Genomic DNA, 17079 nt, shown 5'->3' on the forward strand with positions numbered 1-17079 from the left:
TTGCATTGACCTAAGGGCTAGGCGCGTTACATTTCCATGCGGCCCTTGAGCTTGTTCATGGCGTTCTTCTCGAGCTGCCTGATACGTTCGGCAGAAACTTGATAGGTTGCCGCCAGCTCTTGCAGCGTGGTCTTCTCTTCGTCCAACCAACGCGCCTGTAGGATATGCTGGCTACGCTCATCAAGGGTCTTGATGGCCGCCAGAAGACGGGTTTGGTTATCGGCTTCGAAGTTGTCGTTTTCGACCTGAGAGGCAATATCCGACGAATGATCTTCGAGGTAATGCACAGGTGCATAGTCCTGGTCGTCATCGTTGTCGCTAGCCAGATCGAAGGCTGGGTCCTGCGCCGCCATGCGTGATTCCATCTCGGTCACATCGCTCTTCGAGACCCCCAGGTTTTCGGCAACCATGGTCACCTCTTCGTCGCTAAACCAACCGAGACGCTTCTTAGCCTTACGCAGGTTAAAGAACAGCTTACGCTGCGCCTTGGTGGTCGCTACCTTAACGATACGCCAGTTTTTCAGCACGTATTCGTGGATCTCGGCCTTAATCCAATGCACGGCAAACGAGACAAGACGTACACCCACGTCGGGATCAAAGCGTTTTACCGCCTTCATCAGACCAATGTTACCCTCTTGGATAAGATCCGCCTGTGGCAGACCATAACCCGCGTAACCTTTGGCGACATGAATAACGAAACGAAGATGAGACATAATCAACTGCTTCGCAGCCTGAATGTCACCGGTCTCCTGCAGACGTTTCGCCAGCTCATACTCCTCATTCGCCTCCAACATGGGAATGTTGTGCGCAGAATGGATATAAGCCTCTAAGCTACTGCTGCTTTGAGGTACCATTAGTGCCATTGATTGCGTTTGACTTGTCATTAACGCTCCTAACTTCTTATCTTGCTTAAATTTAACGCTTTGAGTGCTCAGCGCCGCTTGAAAACGGCATTCCGTGGGAGTCTATGGAAAGGAATTTACGCCCAGGGACAAGCTGATGAACTATTAACTATCTGACAGTCTATGTCAACACTCGAAGCTGAATAGGGTTTAATTTCACCCGATTCTATAGACAGTGCAAGTGAAAATTAGTTCATAAAAACCCCGGTGTCGACTAGGGCCTGTTGACCTTTTGAGAACAAATTTTGTTCTAATTGAGCACGTTCAAATCGCGGCAGGAGGCTTGGAGTATAGTTATTCTATATAAAAGCCGAGTAACAAAGAGTTGAACGCGCTCAAGACGAACCCTGCGGGCAGCGTCTGTATCATTTTTCTACTGCGTTATCGCTCATTGATTTAGCACAAGATTACAATCGCTCTGCCTTGTATAAAATCGATACAGAATGCTGCAAAAATGAACGCGAAAGATAAACCGGCCCTAGGAAGGTTCTATCGCCCGCAGGTGTTGGCGCACCGAGAGATAGGAGCCCAACCAGCCAAGAAACGAGGCCAACAGTATCAGTTCGCCCAGCTCCACCAATGTCAGCGACTGCATCTCCAGCGTGCTGCCGTAGAGTCCCAACAGACTCGCCAGCGCGCCGTCGAGATACCAGACCAACAGATTGATGATCACCCAGGCCAGGATGCCGCCAATGACCCCGAACCAGATCCCGGTATAGAGGAAGGGGCGCTGAATAAAGCTCTCGGTGGCGCCCACCAGCTTCATCACCTCGATCTCAGTGCGGCGATTCATGATGGCCAGGCGTATTGTGTTGCCGATCACCAGCACCACGGCCAATACCAACAAGGCGGCGATGGCCATCACGGTACGCTCCAGCAACCGCACAACGGCCTGCAGGCGTTCCAACCACTCGATATCCAGGCGGCCAAAACTCACCTCAGGCTCAAGCTCCAGCTTCTTCAGCAGCTCGCGGGCACCGTTAGGGCTGGCATACTTGATACTTGGGGTCACAGTGATCACCGCCGGCAGCGGGTTCTCATCCAGGTAGGCCAGTGCCTCGCCAAAACCTGAGAGGCGCTGAAACTCTTCCAAGGCCTTATCGCGGTCGATATAGCTGACGGCACTCACCTCAGAATAGGCACTGATCCGGCTGATGAGGCTCTGAATACTGCGCTCGCTGCGCCCCTCATCGATAAACAGGGAGATCTCGGCGGCGCTGTTCCAAGATTGAGTAATAGTTTCAGCGTTCTTCACCAGTACCTGCAATGCCGCAGGCAGGCTCAGGCTGACCCCAAGCACGGCCATGGTCATCAGGGAAGAAACCGGATTGCGCCACAACTCCCCCATGCTGCCCATGGCATGTTGAATATGACGAATGAAAAACATCACTATGCGGCCGCTGATGGGTAATTTACTGCGCACCAATTGAGGTTGCTGACTCATCTGACTCTCCTCAATTATTCGCCAAACAGGTTGGCAGTGGGCTGAGCACTTGCCAACTCGTCACCGCCCAATATGCGCCCCTGTTTCAGGGTCAGGGTGCGATAACGCATTCTGGCAATGAGTCCCAGATCATGGGTGGCGATCAATACGGTTGTGCCGGCATCGTTAAAGGTCTCGAACAGGCGCAGGATATCCATGGACAACTTAGGGTCAAGGTTACCCGTGGGCTCGTCGGCCAGCAACAGCGGCGGTTTGTTAACAATGGCGCGGGCGATCCCCACGCGCTGCTGCTCACCGCCAGACAACATGATGGGATAATGGCGCTCTTTGCCATACAAGCCCACCATATCCAGGGCCGCCATGACACGTTTCTTGATCTCGTGCAGGGCGAAACCCTCGATCACCAGAGGCAAGGCTATATTGTCGAAGACGCTGCGGTCCATCAGTAGGTGATAATTTTGGAAGATCATGCCGATATCGCGGCGCAGGAAGGGCACATCCTTGGGTCTGATGTTGGCGATGTCATGGCCATTGATGGCGACACGACCGGCATTGGCCCGTTCGATCACTGTGATCAACTTAAGCAGGGTACTCTTGCCCGCCCCGGAGTGGCCGGTTAAAAACGCCATCTCACCGCGTTTCAGATGAAAACTCACATCGGTGAGGGCCTTCTGACCACCGGGATAAACCTTGCTAACCTGCTCAAATCGAATCATAAGTACCCAATCTTAGATGCTGCAATAGTGTTTTGATGGACCAGCCGAATTCGACTGGCCCTGGCTTTACGCCTAGCCGTTTGCTACTTGGCCTCATCCTCATGGCTGAACAGGGCGTCGATAAAGTCTTTCGCATCGAAAGTTCTTAGATCATCGATCTGCTCACCGACACCTATGTGTCTAATTGGTATGCCAAATTTATCTGCAATGGCGAAGATCACGCCGCCCTTGGCCGTGCCATCGAGCTTACTCATGGTGATACCCGTGACGCCAACCGCCTCTTTAAACAGCTGCGCCTGGCTAATGGCATTCTGACCCGTACTCGCATCCAGGGTCAACATCACCTCGTGAGGGGCGCTCTCATCTTGCTTCTTCATCACCCGCACCACTTTCTTCAGCTCATCCATCAGGTGAGCCTTGTTCTGCAGGCGTCCGGCGGTATCGGCGATCAAGATGTCTATCTTACGGGCACGCGCCGCCTGCAGTGCATCGAAGAGTACCGAGGCGCTATCGGCGCCTGTGTGCTGGGCGACAACCGGAATATCGTTGCGCTGACCCCAAACCTGTAGCTGCTCGACGGCCGCCGCGCGGAAGGTATCACCCGCCGCCAACATCACCGACTTACCTTGTGCTTGGTACTGCTTGGCCAGCTTGCCAATGGTGGTGGTCTTACCCACGCCGTTGACGCCGACCATGAGGATAACGAAGGGGCCATCGCTGTTTTCAGGCACCAGAGGGATGCTCACCGGCTCCAGGGTCTTCTGCATCTCTTCGCGCATCAGCTCGTAGAGTGCCTCGCCATCTTTAAGCTGTTTACGACTCGCCTGCTCTGTCAGGCTGGCGATAAGGCGACTGGTGGTTTCCACACCGACATCGGCGATCAGCAACTGCTCTTCCAACTCTTCGAACAGCTCATCATCGATCTTCTTACCCTTGAACAGGCCGATGAAACCGCTACCGATATTTTCGCTGGTACGTTTCAGTCCACGTTTTAGACGGGCAAAGAAGCCCTCTTTGGTCGGCTTCTGCTGGGGCTCAGGCTGTTGTTCGGCCTGCGCTTGCTGCTCAGCTTCAAGACGCTCCTGCTCTGCCTGCTCGGCTCTAAGCTTTTCGGCATGAGCACGTTCCTGCTCTGCCCTCTCGACAGCCAGACGCTCCAGCTCTGCCCTCTCGGCGGCCAGACGCTCCTGCTCTGCCTTCTCGGCAGCTAGACGCTCCTGCTCAGCCTGCTCGGCGGCCAGGCGTTCCTGCTCTGCCCTCTCGGCGGCCAGACGCTCCTGCTCTGCCCTCTCGGCGGCCAAACGCTCCTGCTCTGCCCTCTCGGCGGCCAGACGCTCATTCTCTTCTTCAAGACGGGCCTGCTCGGCAGCTTGGCGTTCATTCTCTGCATCAAGACGCGCCTGTTCGGCCTCTATCTGGGCCAGCTCTGTCTCTGCCTGGGTCTCAGCCTGGGTCGAAACATCTACTTCTGGTGCCGCCGCTTCCTGCTTAGATTTATCTTTGCGGAACCAAGAAAAAAAACCTTTTTTTGCCATGTGTAATACCAGTACTCAACTAACTGATTCAAAATTCGCTATAAAGTCGTTTTGCGCCCGTTATTATAACCAGATAGCTAGGTTAATGACGCAGAAAAACACGGCATTTTTTTCGTTAATGCCCTGGGCTTTGCACCTTTTTCTGATGCTTTACGTTAAAATAGCGACCTCAATTTAGCGCAACAGTCTATCACTTAATCTGGCTAGGCCAAATTCCGCTAAATGAATCCACACAATACAGGTAGAAAATGGCAAGAAATCGACCCGCAAGCGGACAGGTAAGGATCATCGCCGGACAATGGCGCTCCAGAAAACTGCCGATACAAGATCTCGAGGGGCTAAGGCCCACCACGGACAGAGTCAGGGAAACTTTGTTTAACTGGATCGCAGGCGATCTTCCTGGTGCCCGCGTGCTCGACTGCTTCGGCGGCAGTGGTGCCCTATGCTTCGAGGCGCTCTCTCGCTATGCCAAGTACGCCAAGGTATTTGAGCTACAGGCCAGCGCGGCTAAGCAGCTCAAACAAAACCTCGCTACCCTCAATTGCGACTGCGCCGATGTCGTTCAGGGCGACACCCTAGTGCAGCTCAAGACGCCACCCGCCGAGGGCTTCGATGTCGTCTTTATCGATCCACCGTTTCGCAAAGGGCTCGCCCAGGCCTGTATCGATGCGCTGGTCGCCCAAGACTGGCTCAATCAGAATGCTCTGGTCTATGTGGAGACAGAGAAAGAGCATCCGCCCCTCGGCTTGCCCAGCGGCTGGATGCCACTGAAAGAGAAACAAGCCGGTCAGGTGACCTATCGCCTGTATCGAGTCGAACACACGGAGACAGAGTAATGAAATTGGTGATTCTTATCGGCAAGGCGATCACCCTATTTGCCTGGGCCGTCATGATCTACAACCTATTTGCGCCGGCGGAAGGCAACATAGGCATGCTGTTGACCCTACTGCTGGCGATCACCCTAGTGATGCACGGCCTGCAGACACTGATCTTCCGCACCCTGTTTAAGCCACTGATGACCCTAGGTTTCCGCCAGTACCTGAATGTCATGCTCTTCGGTGTATTCAGTCTGCTGGAATATCGTCAGCGGGTGATGCAGCAAGGCATCACCGACAAGCAGGCCTAATACCAATCGTAATAAACAATTGATCATTCTAGCTTGGGAAGGTGCGAACAAGTCGTCGCACAGCTCTGGCTTTGATAGCAGCGACAGTTCAAGGCATTCAACTGAGGGCATGCCGAGGCCTGCTGAAGTTGAATAACGCCGAAATGGTGTTGCTATCAAAGCCCCGCAGGGCGAGGCTTACAGCGGTATTTGCTGCGTTACAGTTCTTGCGAAGGACTAGGGCCATTCGCTGCAAACTGTGCCTAGCATCTATCCACTTTAAGCACACGCAGAGCAAGCACGGGAGAATAACTACTTAACCTGAACTCTGGATAAGAAAGGCTATCATTCTTTGATTTGCAGAATAGCAATATTATCTCATGACTCAGTGCGGCCATTTTAGATGCAAAACAAGGCAAAATCATAAGACAATAGCTGGTCTATTGCGTTGATTTTAACGACGTTAGGCGCTAAAAGAGCCGTGCTGAGAGACTTAGATTATCCGGAGTTGAGGTTACTTATCTAATAATCCTGCTTTGTTCTCAAGCGTTTTTCCTGCGCGATTTCTGATCACATGTCTACTGTGATTGGTATAATTTGCTCTCATTCTTTATAAAAAGCAGTCATAAAAAAAGCCCCAGATAGAGGCTTTTTTTATGACTCCAAATGACAAAACTAGAGTCCGGGCACCCGTCCCTGATAATTGATCGGGTAGTACCCCTGACTGTCACGCTTGCCGAGGAAGCTCAGCGCCTGCTTTAGATCTTCTGGTTGCGCCTGAGTTTCTTTTATCTTGGCAGTAACCTGCAGCAGCTTATCGGCCTTCAACAGGGCATGACCCGTCAGGCCTAAGGCATTCATGCTGTCGTCTGTCTGCACCTTAATGTTGCCATCGACACAGCTGAGTGCCACGGCAACGTCTCCCAATGGATACTTGCCAAACTGATTGTTCACCTGCAGCTGCTGGGCAAACAGCTTACCCGTGAGCTGCTGACACCAGGGCTCGCCCTGCTCCATATTTTGTAGCATCAGGCTAAAGTTACCCCCGACCTGGGTACGAAACGGCAGACGTGTATTGCCCACGAGGAACTCGCTTGGTGCATCGAAACGCACGCCGCTGGCGTCTATGCCAGACATAGAAAGACTGACGAATCCCTTACCGTTGACTGCAGTAGCACGGCTGCCCACGACGAAGTCGATATTGGCTTTGCCCGTCAGTAGTCCCCAAGGGCTCAATTGCCAGCTCACCTGCTCCAGGCGACGCTTTTGCAGCATTAAGGTGTCTATTTCACCAGACCAGATGGTGCCCGAGCTCCCTGAAACACTGACTTGCTTAGGCAAGGGGGCCAACTTAACCGCCAGACTCGCCGGAAACAGGGCGATAAGAAACACCAGATAGACGAAAACGCCGATAACAATTTTTTTCACTAGACCCACAAAAAACCCTTACTACTTAGTTACTGCGAGAACTGGATGCGACGTACCTTGACGAAGCCCTCGGCCTCACCATCGGCCAGATCGAGATTATCCAGGGAGAGACCCTTCTGCTGTACCAGGTCACTCAGATAATCCAAGAGCGAATCGAAGGGCACCTCGTCCATCCACACCTGGATCTTATTGCCCTGTGGCTGCATACGTGTGATCTCCAGGCCATAGCTTTTGGCACTCTGCGTCACCACAGTGCTGAGGCTGCCTGAGAAGCCCTTCTTACCACCGGCCTGCTTAAGACCGGCGATCTTGTTGGCCGTCTGCTTCACATAATTGAGCGTACTTTCCTGGGCCGTCAGGTTGCGCCGTGCATCTGCCTCGGCCTGACTGATAGGCGTCCAGATCCCCCAATAGAGGATGCCGACCCCCAACACTATGGCGCAAGCCGCCACGAGCTGCTGCTCGCGCAACACTAAGCCATTCCACCACGTCTTAATGTTGTCCATCTTACTTGCTCCTCAGGGTTAAGGTACTGGTCACTTCATCCTCGCCGCTGTTCATGGCGCCGGAATCCACCTGGAAATTAGGCGAGATCAGCTCCTTGAACTGTTCGATCTGGGCATAGCTCTTGGCGGTGATCTGCATGCGCAGCTCGTTACGGCCACTGTCGAAACGCAGACTGGTCGGCTTAAGCTGCGGCACCTTAGCGAAACCCTCGGCGAGATCGTCCAGCATGGTAAAGAAGGCCATACCGCCGCCAGCCCCTTGCAGGGTACGCAGCTGACTCTGCATCTGCGAGCGCACGTTGACCATACGCGAGCTGCCCATCACCTGTTTGAAGATCTCACCGGTCTGCTGCTGCAAGCCTTCACGCTCAACATTCATCTGATGAATGTTGAGTCCCTTGTTCACCAAGGCCAGCACCAGGGCCACCAAGATAACCATGGCGGCATTACGCCACAGTAGCAGATGCTTGCTGTATTCACGCTTAGGGGTATAGATACCACTGAGTAGGTTCAACGGCGCGTTGAGGATCCCCTTGGCCAACACCAGCATAGGCAGATCCAGCGGCTGAGGCTTCACCTCGACGCCTTGAATGTCCATGTCGCTATAACTGGCCAGGGTGATAGGCGTCTCTTCCTGCGCCTCCGCAAGCTTAGGCAGGGCGGCCTGGAACCAGTTGGCATCCAGGCTGACACCGCTACCTGCGCTGGTACGCAGCAGGTAATCCGGGCCAAACTTCATCGCCGCCCACTGACATTCCTGCAGCGGCAGAGCCAGACAGTCGGGCACCAATTGACGCGCCTTGATGCCTGCCTCGCTCAACCAGGAGAGCCAGGTCTGCATCTGTTCGTGGGCCACCACGGCAACGCTAAGAGACTCGCCGCTGCGAGGGCCTGGAACAAAATGCAGTTCATCGACATTCTCGGCCAGACTCTCTTCCAGCATGAAAGGCAGCGCCTTCAGCGCCTGACGCTGGCCCTTCTCTGGCAGCTCCACCGAGGTGAGGGTAATGGCGGAGGCGGGCACCAGGATATCTACCGGACGGTTACCGGCGCGCTCGGTCAGCGTCGACAGCCCCTGGGCGTCGCTCAGCTCTCCCGAGGCGATGATCTCCTGCTCTTGCTCCGACCACACCAGCCAAGAGCAGCTCTGCTCCGCGCTTCTTCCTAATCGGATAAATAATCTTTCACTCAATGTCTTTCTCCACAAGTCTCATGAAGTTGCTCTCGATGAGCTTGTCCTTTTATTAGCCTAGACGAGCATGGCCCACCTAAGTGATTATTTTTGGCCGCCATATTGACGGGTCAAGACGTCCAGCTGGTTGTTACCGCCCACACGTAATACACTTTGCATCCTAAAAGTGGCACTATCAACCTTAGCACCCGCCTCTAACAGAAAATACTTACTCTTGAGGCTAAAGCTCGATTCCAGGTTCTTTTGCTGACGCAGCCCAGAGATGGAGCCATTGGACCAGAAGTCTTCCATGCTGTCATAGCCGTCGCCAGGCCGCTGATTAATGATGCTCTCGGCCTCGCCCACGCTGATCTTATTATCAAACATTCCCGCCAGCAGCGCCGCCTGCTCCACCTCTATGGTATTGACGTTCAACACCTGGCGATCATTACCTGGAATGACGCAGATATAGGGGGCCAACTTAAGGTAGACCTCCTGACTAAAGCCGATCACCGCCCGCAGCTCGCTGCGATGACTCATCAACGTGTTAGCGGCGCGATAGGGCACGGTTCGCGACTCATAGTCGGCATCTTCGGCACCGAAAGGGCTGGCGACCGTGTCCTCATCGATATAATCTTTCAGCGTATGGGTCAGACGCTCGGCGGAGAAATCATCCATCCCCAGCGCAACCAGCAGCCCCTTAAACTGTATCGCCGCCAATGGCAGCTTAGGCTGGCCGTTTTCCACCTCTGTGGTCTCAATAGCCAGGGCGTTAAGATTAAAACAGGCCTGCAGGTCGCTGATTCGACCGCCTATCTCCCCCTGCTCTGCCGGAAATACCACATCGGCCTGAGCCCAATATTGTTGCCGATGCACCTTGCCATCATCGGCATCGTCTAAATCTTGCTTCAGCACCTTCTTGACCAGCTCTTCGGCCGATATCGCATACCAATAAGCTTGATCATACTGCGCCAAGTTGATGGTACGACGCACAGATATCTGGTTGCGGCTATTGATGTTAGTGGCAATGATGGCGATCATCGCCACAATCAGTAAAACGACGATCAGCGCCACGCCACGCTGCTTTCCTGGCAGGTTATTCATCGCCATCTTCCTTGCCACCGGAGCCGCCACTGTTGTTGCCACCAGTATTGTTTCCGCCCGAGTTGTTACCGCCCGAGTTGTTGCCGTTATTGTTGCCGTTGTTATTGTTGCCGTTATTGTTACCCGAATTATCTTTGCTAAGCGTTGCCCCTAGCGGTAGCAGGAACTTGCGCTGCACCTTGCCTAGGCCTTCCACCTCAACGGCCATGGCGATCGCCTTGGGCAGGCTGGTAGCGTCAAACTTACGCTCCCACTTGTCCTCGACATAAAAGGAATACTCCACCGAGAGAACGTTCTTAATCACCACAGTCTTGATCGGCTCGGCGCCAAATTCCGGTTCGGGATAGGGAAAATACCAACGCTCCAGATTATTGTCCTGCACCACATAGGCCACAGATTGCAGACTGCCCCGCGGCAACAAACCATCGGGATTCAGCCAGCCGATGCGATAAAAGACGATGGCCTCCGACTCGGAGTCGAACATATCTTTACCGGTTTGAATCACGGTCGAGCCCCGTCCGCCTTCCAACAGGCGTGGGGTGCGGGCCACCATCTGGCCAAAATCTCGCTCTAAAGCCCCGAATCCTTGTTGCAGCGACTTCAGCCGCTGGGCAAACTCGGCGGTGACCTCATCGTTTTTCATCACAGTGCTGAGCACGGCATTGGCCGCCAGACCCAACATGGCAAAGATGGCGATGGCGATCAGCATCTCCAGCAGGGTAAAACCGCGAGTAGTCTTATTCTTCTTTAAGGACATAGCTACTCACCTGGGCGATGACGCGTTGGTAGCGATCATCGTCACTGACACTGATGCGTATCATGCGAAAATTATCATCTGTGGTTTTCACCACCTCTTTGCGCCAATACCACTCTTTTCCCGCCAGCTCGACGCTGCCATCTTTACGGCCAAGGTCGGGGAACTTCTTCTCCAGGCGGGCATCTACCATCTGGTTGCTGGCCACCCACTGGGCCAGGGTGCGCTCCTCGAGTATCGGCATATTGGCCATCTGCTCACCCAGACTCTTAGTGATGGAGACGGCGGCGATGGCAAACACCATGAGGGCAACGATCACCTCAAGCAGCGTCATACCTGCGCTGCGGCCTCTGGCCTTGATACTCAGGCCTAGCCTGGGCTTACTCATCGAATCCATCCTCTCTGCCCAGGGTCAGACGCCCCAAGGCATCACCCACCACCAGGGCCTCTATCTCCTGGCCTCGCTCATCTTTACCGACGAAGGTCAGCTCGAAGGCGCTCATCTCGCCGCTGGGAAACAGCATCACCTGAGGCTCGGGAAACTTTTTCTTCTCATCTTCACTGCGCTCGATGAGCGGCTCATCGAACCAGGACTCATCATCTTCTTCATCTTCTTGGATTAAAGGCAAACCATCGAGCACCAGATGCATCTCGACTCCAGGTTCCATCTCTTTGGCCGCCAGCAGGCGATCTTGCTGCAGTGGCTTCCATTTGCCTTCATCGTAATAAACGAACTCATAGCGCTTCTCATCAATGACGATACCGATGAAATGACCGCTGAGTATGGTCTCATCCAACACCAGCTCGGTGGCGGCCATAAACTGGCGCGCCGTACGCTCCAGCGCCTTATGCTGATCGGCGCCGCTAGTAGTATAAGTCACCGCGGCGGCAGCCAATCCCATCAGCAAGACGACCAGCAGGACCTCTAGCAGGGTGAAACCAAATTGGCGGACGCCACGCATAGACAGACTCGACCTAAGGCTTATTGGTAATCTTGCAGGTTCCAGTTACCGATATCGTCTTCGGTACCCGGCTGACCGTCAGGACCGGCACTGAAGATGTCGATCTTACCCTGCTCACCTGGGCTCAATAGCAGGTAATCGTTACGCCATGGGTCCTGTGGCAGACGCTTCACGTAGCCATCGGCACGGTAGTTGCGTGGCTCGGGTGAGATAGTTGGCTTCTCTACCAGGGCTTCCAGTCCCTGCTCTGTCGTTGGGTAGACGCTGTTGTCCAGACGATACATGTCCAAGGCATTTTCCAGTGCAACAATGTCAGATACCGCCTTTTGGATGTCGGCTTTATCTTTGTTGCCCATAAGGTTAGGCACAACCATAGAAGCAAGGATCCCTAAGATAACGATAACCACCATAACTTCCAGTAGGGTAAAACCTTTTTGCTTGTTTCTTGCTTGCATTAATACTTCCTCTATAAAAAATACCCTAACGTCTGGAGTTAGGACGGCTGTTGGTAGTTAACGCTTGGACGTTAACCACTAATCATGTTGTTGAGTTCTAAGATCGGCTGCAGAATCGCCAGGACGATAAACAGGACCACGGCCGCCATGCTGACCACCAGCATAGGCTCGAACACCCCCAGGGCGATGTTGACATTAGACTCAAATTCTCTGTCTTGGTTGTCGGCGGCGCGCTCTAGCATCTGCTCAAGCTGACCGCTTTTTTCACCCGAGGTGATCATATAGAGCATCATAGGGGGAAAAAGTTTAGTATTGGCGAGCGCCGCGCCTAGACTCGTGCCTTCACGTACCCTAGCGGTAGCCTCCTCGACCGCCGCCCGCACCCTGACATTCATCAAGACCTCGCTGGCGATACGCATGGCATCGAGTAGCGGAACCGAACTGGCGGTCAGAATACTCAAGGTGCGCGCAAATCGCGCCGTATTAAGTCCCTTACTCACCCGTCCGACAACCGGCATCTTGAGTATTGCCGTGTCGAACTTCATCCGATTGGCCGCGCTGCGCAGCAACTGCTTGGCACCGACCATCAGGACTATGATGATACCCATGACGATAAGGCCATAGTCGCGAACAAAATCCGATGAGGCGATCAAAAACTGTGTCGTCCAGGGAAGTTCCTGGCCCATATGCTCGAACTGACCCACCACCTGAGGCACCACGGCGGCCAGCAAGATGGCAATAACGCTGATAGCCACCAGCGTCAGCACTATGGGGTAGATCATCGCCTGAGTCATCTTGGTCTTTAGCTGCTGACGACGCTCGGTATAGTCAGCGAGGCGGTTGAGCACTATCTCTAGATGGCCTGATTTCTCGCCAGAAGCCACCATGGCGCGATAGAGATCGTCGAAGATATGAGGAAATTCCGCCATCGAGTCGGCCAGGCTGTAACCCTCGACCACGCGCGAGCGAACCGCCATCACCATACTGGCGAGCCTGTCCTTCTCACACTGTTGACCAACGGCCTTGAGTGCCTCTTCCACCGGCAAACCTGCAGCCACGAGAGTCGCTATCTGGCGGGTGATCAGTGCCAGCTCGGCGACCGAGATGCCGCGCTTGAAGCTGAAACCACCGCTCTTCGCCTTGGCTTCCTTCTCGACTACTGGGGTGATCTCCAGCGGCATCAGACGCTGCTCACGCAATTGTCCCCTGGCATGACGCGCCGTGTCGGCTTCGACAACCCCTTTCTGCTGTTTGCCCTGGGCGTTTAACGCCTTGTACTCAAATGCTGGCATGGCTACTCCTCGCGAGTGACGCGCAGCACTTCTTCCAGGGTTGTCACCCCGTCGAGGACTTTGATCATGCCGTCATGGCGAATACTAGGTACCGTCTTACGAATATGCTTCTCGATGGCCAGCTCGCCGCGTCCGGTATGGATAAGCTCACGAACATAGTCATCCACCAGCAGTAGCTCGTGGATACCGGTACGGCCACGGTAACCGTTGTGACCACAGGCAGCACAACCTGTCGCGCGGTAGATGGTGCGCGGATCGTCTTCGCTGATCCCCAGCAATTCTCGCTCACGCAAGTCTGGCGTGTGCTCCGTCTTACACTGAGGACAGAGGGTACGGATCAGGCGCTGTGCCAGCACGCCCAGCAGACTCGAGGAGACTAGGAAGGGCTCAACCCCCATGTCTTGCAGACGGGTAATGGCGCCCGAGGCGGTATTGGTATGCAGGGTCGAGATCACCAGGTGACCCGTTAGTGAAGCCTGCACGGCGATCTGCGCCGTTTCAAGGTCACGGATTTCACCTATCATCACCACGTCAGGGTCTTGACGTAGAATGGCTCTCAGGCCACGGGCGAAGGTCATGTCGACCTTAGTATTCACCTGGGTCTGACCTATGCCAGGCAATTCATATTCGATCGGGTCTTCGACGGTCAAAATGTTAGTGTCGATGGCGTTGATCTCGGTAAGCCCCGCGTACAGGGTAGTACTCTTACCCGAACCGGTAGGACCGGTCACCAAAATAATGCCGTGAGGCTTACGGATCAGCTCATCGAACTGCTCGCGTATGGTGTCGGTCATCCCCAGCTGTTTAAGGTCCAGGTTACCGGCATTCTTATCCAGCAGACGCAGTACCACGCGCTCGCCATGGCTAGATGGCATGGTGGACACACGCACGTCGACCGCACGGCCGGCAATACGCAGCGAGATACGGCCATCTTGCGGCACACGCTTCTCGGCAATATCCAGACGCGCCATTACCTTGATACGCGAGACAAGTAGCGACGAGAGCTTGCGATTCGGCTTGAGCACCTCTTTGAGCACACCGTCGACACGAAAACGCACCACCAGCTGCTTCTCATAGGTCTCGATATGGATATCTGAGGCTTCCTCTTTGATCGCCTCGGACAGGAGCGCATTGATCAGCTTGATGATAGGCGCATCGTCGTCACCCTCGAGCAGATCTTCTGTCTGGGGCAGCTCCTCGGCCAGAGTGAACAGATCCATCTCGTTGCCGATATCTTCCATCAGCTGCTGCGCTTCGGAAGAGTTGGCCTGATACACCTGGGTCAGCTTGGCCTCGAACACATCAGGCTCAAGCAGAGCCAATGCCAGTTCCTGGCCTGTGTAGCGACGCACCTCCAGCATCGCCTCTATCGGCGTGTTAACTGTGTGATACAGGGTCAATCCGGTGTCGCTCTTCTCCAGCACCAACTCGAATCTGTGGGCGAAGGCGAAGGGCAGACGGTCACGACTGCTTGAGTGAAATACCTCATCGGATTCGGCCTCCGAGGCTAGCCCGAGTTCACTCGTTACCTGGGCCAGTTCCTCGTTTTGTGCGGCTTGGATATCACTCATCTTGCTTATCTTGCTGCTTGTTTTCGTTGATCTGTTTCAGCGCAGGATCGGTTTCACGCATCTTGGTATCGAGTCCCTTGCGATCCTTGTAACGTTGCAGCACCTCATTCACTTCAGGCGGCAGGTACTCCTCCTGACTCCACTCTTCCAGGATAGGTACGCTGGTATTTGGCATCAGATTCACGCCACGCTCCTGCTGCTCTAGCTGCAGGGCGCGGAAGTAGTTGTATTTACGACCGGCTATACCTTCCATAGTCACACCATCACGAATGATGGTCGGCTTGATAAAGACCATAAGGTTTTTCTTCTTCTTACCGCTCGATGATGACTTGAACAGGTGACCCAAGATAGGGATATCGCCGAGAAAAGGTACCTTCTGCACGCTCTCCTGCACCTCTTCGTTGATCAGACCACCGAGCACGACGATCTGGCCCGAATCGGCCATCACTGTGGTGGTCAGTCGGCGAGTAGCAAAGGTCACGTCCACACCCGTCTTACCATTGATACCAGAGACTTCCTGTTCGATGGTGAGCTTAACCGTGGTGCCTTCGTTGATCTGTGGCACGACTTTCAACTTCACGCCCACTTCTTTACGCTCGACCGTCTGGAAGGGGTTGCTGTTGCCGTTGCTGGAGTTCTGGCTACCGGTCAGCACAGGTACCTCGTCACCCACGATGAAGGAGGCTTCCTGATTATCCAGTGTGGTGATAGAAGGCGTTGCCAGTACATTTGACTTGGTATCGCTGGAAACCGCCTGGATCAGGGCACCAAAGTCGCCCATGGCCACGCCCCACGCCATACCATTCACCTTGCCCAGCGCCTGCGCCAGCAGGGTAATATCACCTTTCTTGTCTGGATTGTCGGTACAGGTCAAATTGTCACCTGAACCGGTACAAGTTTGCGATGCTTTCTCATCTTGAGCCTGCCAGATACCGGCACCGATCTCACCGATGGTGGGGCCTAAGTTATTAAACTGGGTGCCGCCACCGGCCTCTGTGGCCCACTGCACGCCAAAGCCGACATCGTCACCCTCGGCGACCTCGACGATAATGGCTTCTACCAGCACCTGTGCGCGGCGAATATCCAGCTGGTTGATGACACTCTCCAGCGTGCGCATCTGATCCGGTTCGGCGCTGATCACCAGGGCGTTGGTGTCTGGGTGAGCCATGATGTTAATTTCGTTGCGACGCTTGCTGCGACCGCCCTGGGACTGACCACCGTCCTGATCTTTGGCCAACTTCTCGGCGAAACCGGTCAGCACTTCTACCAGATCTTCTGCCTTGGCATAACGCAGGTAACGCACCTTGGTATTACCTGTGGTCGCCTGTTCGGCATCCAATTTCTTAATCAGGGCCACCACGCGCTGACGACTCTTCTCGTCACCACTGACGATCACCGCGTTGGTACGCTCGTCGGCAACCACTTTAGGCGCCTGACCCGGTAGCTGGGACTGGTTGGAGCTTGCGCGGTACAGGGTATCTATGATACGCACCATCTCGCCGGCAGAGGCGTATTCCAACGGCACCACCTGCACCTCAGTATCACCCTGCTTATCGACCCGGCGGACGATCTCCACCAGCTTGTTCACCACGGCCGCACGGCCGGAGATCATCAATACGTTTGACGGGTCGTAGTTAACCACGTTACCGCCACCCGCGTTGTCGTTGAGCTGACGCAGCAAAGGAGCAAGTTGTTTGGCCTCAGTGTTATAGAGGGCGACGATTCGGGTCACCATTTCATCGCCCAGGCCTGGAGTGCTGTCGTCGGCAACGCGGATCGCCGAGGTCTTGGCGTCTTTGTCCTTGATCACCTTGATGATGTTGTTGTCCATCTCGACCACGGCGTAGCCATAGACCTGCAACACATTAAGGAAGAATTGATAGTACTGCTCATCGTTGAGCAGATCATAACTGCGTACGTTGATTTTGCCGCGTACGGTAGGGTCGACGATGATAGTCCGGTTCAGGTTCTTACCAACGATATTGATAAACTCCTGAATGTCAGTGCCCTTGAAATTAGCCGCGTATTGTTCCGACCACGCCACTTGTGGCGCTAACAGCGAGGCGCCCATCACGACGCTCGCGATAAGGTTGCGGCGTATTTTCTTGTTGTTCATTAATGACTTCCCCTAAAC

General features: G+C 54.3%; 17 protein-coding genes. 2 read left to right on the plus strand and 15 right to left on the minus strand.

Annotation, left to right across the window (positions count from 1 at the left end; genetic code table 11):
• Nucleotides 1-26 precede the first annotated feature (26 nt).
• From rpoH to ftsY, 4 genes are all read right to left on the minus strand, one after another.
• Nucleotides 27-884 (minus strand): RNA polymerase sigma factor RpoH, encoded by an 858-nt coding sequence (rpoH, locus tag L1D47_RS02715; protein WP_041508828.1) that lies wholly within the window; start codon nt 882-884, stop codon nt 27-29.
• A gap of 496 nt (nt 885-1380) precedes the next feature.
• Nucleotides 1381-2346, minus strand: a complete 966-nt coding sequence (ftsX, locus tag L1D47_RS02720; RefSeq protein WP_041508827.1) for a permease-like cell division protein FtsX — start codon at nt 2344-2346, stop codon at nt 1381-1383.
• A 14-nt stretch (nt 2347-2360) separates the two neighbouring features.
• Nucleotides 2361-3062 carry a cell division ATP-binding protein FtsE gene (gene ftsE / locus L1D47_RS02725; protein WP_239882461.1) on the minus strand — a complete coding sequence of 234 codons (702 nt, stop codon included), beginning with the start codon at nt 3060-3062 and terminating at the stop codon, nt 2361-2363.
• 83 nt (nt 3063-3145) lie between these two features.
• The gene (ftsY, locus tag L1D47_RS02730) at nt 3146-4597 is read right to left on the minus strand and encodes a signal recognition particle-docking protein FtsY (RefSeq protein WP_239882462.1); all 1452 of its coding nucleotides are present in this window, start codon (nt 4595-4597) and stop codon (nt 3146-3148) included.
• A 248-nt stretch (nt 4598-4845) separates the two neighbouring features.
• On the opposite strand from ftsY, the gene rsmD reads away from it, so the two are divergent.
• Both rsmD and L1D47_RS02740 read left to right on the plus strand, forming a co-directional pair.
• Entirely contained in the window at nt 4846-5433 is a 588-nt protein-coding gene (rsmD, locus tag L1D47_RS02735) for a 16S rRNA (guanine(966)-N(2))-methyltransferase RsmD (RefSeq protein ID WP_239882463.1), read from the plus strand.
• A complete protein-coding gene (locus L1D47_RS02740; RefSeq protein ID WP_239853546.1) occupies nt 5433-5723 on the plus strand; it encodes a DUF1145 domain-containing protein in 291 nt (96 codons plus the stop codon). The genes rsmD and L1D47_RS02740 overlap by 1 nt, the downstream gene beginning before the upstream one ends.
• A 654-nt stretch (nt 5724-6377) precedes the next feature.
• On the opposite strand, the gene L1D47_RS02745 is transcribed toward L1D47_RS02740, so the two are convergent.
• From L1D47_RS02745 to gspD, 11 genes are all read right to left on the minus strand, one after another.
• Nucleotides 6378-7139 carry a type II secretion system protein N gene (locus tag L1D47_RS02745; RefSeq protein ID WP_239882464.1) on the minus strand — a complete coding sequence of 254 codons (762 nt, stop codon included), beginning with the start codon at nt 7137-7139 and terminating at the stop codon, nt 6378-6380.
• A gap of 20 nt (nt 7140-7159) precedes the next feature.
• Nucleotides 7160-7636, minus strand: a complete 477-nt coding sequence (locus L1D47_RS02750; protein ID WP_041508821.1) for a type II secretion system protein M — start codon at nt 7634-7636, stop codon at nt 7160-7162.
• A 1-nt stretch (nt 7637) separates the two neighbouring features.
• Nucleotides 7638-8828: a type II secretion system protein GspL gene (gspL, locus tag L1D47_RS02755; RefSeq protein WP_239882465.1), complete on the minus strand. Its 1191-nt coding sequence runs from the start codon at nt 8826-8828 to the stop codon at nt 7638-7640.
• Nucleotides 8829-8912: 84 nt separating this feature from the next.
• Nucleotides 8913-9911, minus strand: a complete 999-nt coding sequence (gene gspK / locus L1D47_RS02760; protein ID WP_239882466.1) for a type II secretion system minor pseudopilin GspK — start codon at nt 9909-9911, stop codon at nt 8913-8915.
• A complete protein-coding gene (gene gspJ, locus L1D47_RS02765) occupies nt 9904-10668 on the minus strand; it encodes a type II secretion system minor pseudopilin GspJ (protein ID WP_239882467.1) in 765 nt (254 codons plus the stop codon). The genes gspK and gspJ overlap by 8 nt, the downstream gene beginning before the upstream one ends.
• Nucleotides 10649-11053 (minus strand): type II secretion system minor pseudopilin GspI, encoded by a 405-nt coding sequence (gene gspI / locus L1D47_RS02770; RefSeq protein ID WP_052813634.1) that lies wholly within the window; start codon nt 11051-11053, stop codon nt 10649-10651. The genes gspJ and gspI overlap by 20 nt, the downstream gene beginning before the upstream one ends.
• Nucleotides 11046-11627 carry a type II secretion system minor pseudopilin GspH gene (gene gspH / locus L1D47_RS02775; RefSeq protein WP_239882468.1) on the minus strand — a complete coding sequence of 194 codons (582 nt, stop codon included), beginning with the start codon at nt 11625-11627 and terminating at the stop codon, nt 11046-11048. The genes gspI and gspH overlap by 8 nt, the downstream gene beginning before the upstream one ends.
• A 20-nt stretch (nt 11628-11647) precedes the next feature.
• Entirely contained in the window at nt 11648-12082 is a 435-nt protein-coding gene (gene gspG, locus L1D47_RS02780) for a type II secretion system major pseudopilin GspG (protein WP_239882469.1), read from the minus strand.
• 71 nt (nt 12083-12153) lie between these two features.
• Complete coding sequence (gene gspF, locus L1D47_RS02785) at nt 12154-13374, minus strand: type II secretion system inner membrane protein GspF (RefSeq protein WP_239882470.1); 1221 nt, start codon at nt 13372-13374, stop codon at nt 12154-12156.
• A gap of 2 nt (nt 13375-13376) precedes the next feature.
• On the minus strand, nt 13377-14945 hold the full coding sequence (gene gspE / locus L1D47_RS02790; protein ID WP_239882471.1) for a type II secretion system ATPase GspE: 1569 nt from the start codon (nt 14943-14945) through the stop codon (nt 13377-13379).
• The gene (gene gspD / locus L1D47_RS02795) at nt 14938-17061 is read right to left on the minus strand and encodes a type II secretion system secretin GspD (RefSeq protein ID WP_239882472.1); all 2124 of its coding nucleotides are present in this window, start codon (nt 17059-17061) and stop codon (nt 14938-14940) included. The genes gspE and gspD overlap by 8 nt, the downstream gene beginning before the upstream one ends.
• Between the last annotated feature and the right edge of the window lie 18 nt (nt 17062-17079).

The sequence above is a fragment of the Shewanella sp. Isolate7 genome (assembly GCF_022398425.1).
Lineage (GTDB): Bacteria > Pseudomonadota > Gammaproteobacteria > Enterobacterales > Shewanellaceae > Shewanella.

Excerpts from the sequence above, each read along its gene's own strand:
- ftsE (WP_239882461.1), bottom strand. The coding sequence starts at position 3,062 with ATGATTCGATTTGAGCAGGTTAGCAAGGTTTATCCCGGTGGTCAGAAG.
- gspF (WP_239882470.1), bottom strand. The coding sequence starts at position 13,374 with ATGCCAGCATTTGAGTACAAGGCGTTAAACGCCCAGGGCAAACAGCAG.
- gspG (WP_239882469.1), bottom strand. The coding sequence starts at position 12,082 with ATGCAAGCAAGAAACAAGCAAAAAGGTTTTACCCTACTGGAAGTTATG.
- L1D47_RS02740 (WP_239853546.1), top strand. The coding sequence starts at position 5,433 with ATGAAATTGGTGATTCTTATCGGCAAGGCGATCACCCTATTTGCCTGG.
- rpoH (WP_041508828.1), bottom strand. The coding sequence starts at position 884 with ATGACAAGTCAAACGCAATCAATGGCACTAATGGTACCTCAAAGCAGC.
- rsmD (WP_239882463.1), top strand. The coding sequence starts at position 4,846 with ATGGCAAGAAATCGACCCGCAAGCGGACAGGTAAGGATCATCGCCGGA.
- gspK (WP_239882466.1), bottom strand. The coding sequence starts at position 9,911 with ATGAATAACCTGCCAGGAAAGCAGCGTGGCGTGGCGCTGATCGTCGTT.
- gspH (WP_239882468.1), bottom strand. The coding sequence starts at position 11,627 with ATGCGTGGCGTCCGCCAATTTGGTTTCACCCTGCTAGAGGTCCTGCTG.
- gspI (WP_052813634.1), bottom strand. The coding sequence starts at position 11,053 with ATGAGTAAGCCCAGGCTAGGCCTGAGTATCAAGGCCAGAGGCCGCAGC.
- L1D47_RS02750 (WP_041508821.1), bottom strand. The coding sequence starts at position 7,636 with ATGGACAACATTAAGACGTGGTGGAATGGCTTAGTGTTGCGCGAGCAG.
- ftsX (WP_041508827.1), bottom strand. The coding sequence starts at position 2,346 with ATGAGTCAGCAACCTCAATTGGTGCGCAGTAAATTACCCATCAGCGGC.
- gspE (WP_239882471.1), bottom strand. The coding sequence starts at position 14,945 with ATGAGTGATATCCAAGCCGCACAAAACGAGGAACTGGCCCAGGTAACG.
- gspJ (WP_239882467.1), bottom strand. The coding sequence starts at position 10,668 with ATGTCCTTAAAGAAGAATAAGACTACTCGCGGTTTTACCCTGCTGGAG.
- gspD (WP_239882472.1), bottom strand. The coding sequence starts at position 17,061 with ATGAACAACAAGAAAATACGCCGCAACCTTATCGCGAGCGTCGTGATG.
- ftsY (WP_239882462.1), bottom strand. The coding sequence starts at position 4,597 with ATGGCAAAAAAAGGTTTTTTTTCTTGGTTCCGCAAAGATAAATCTAAG.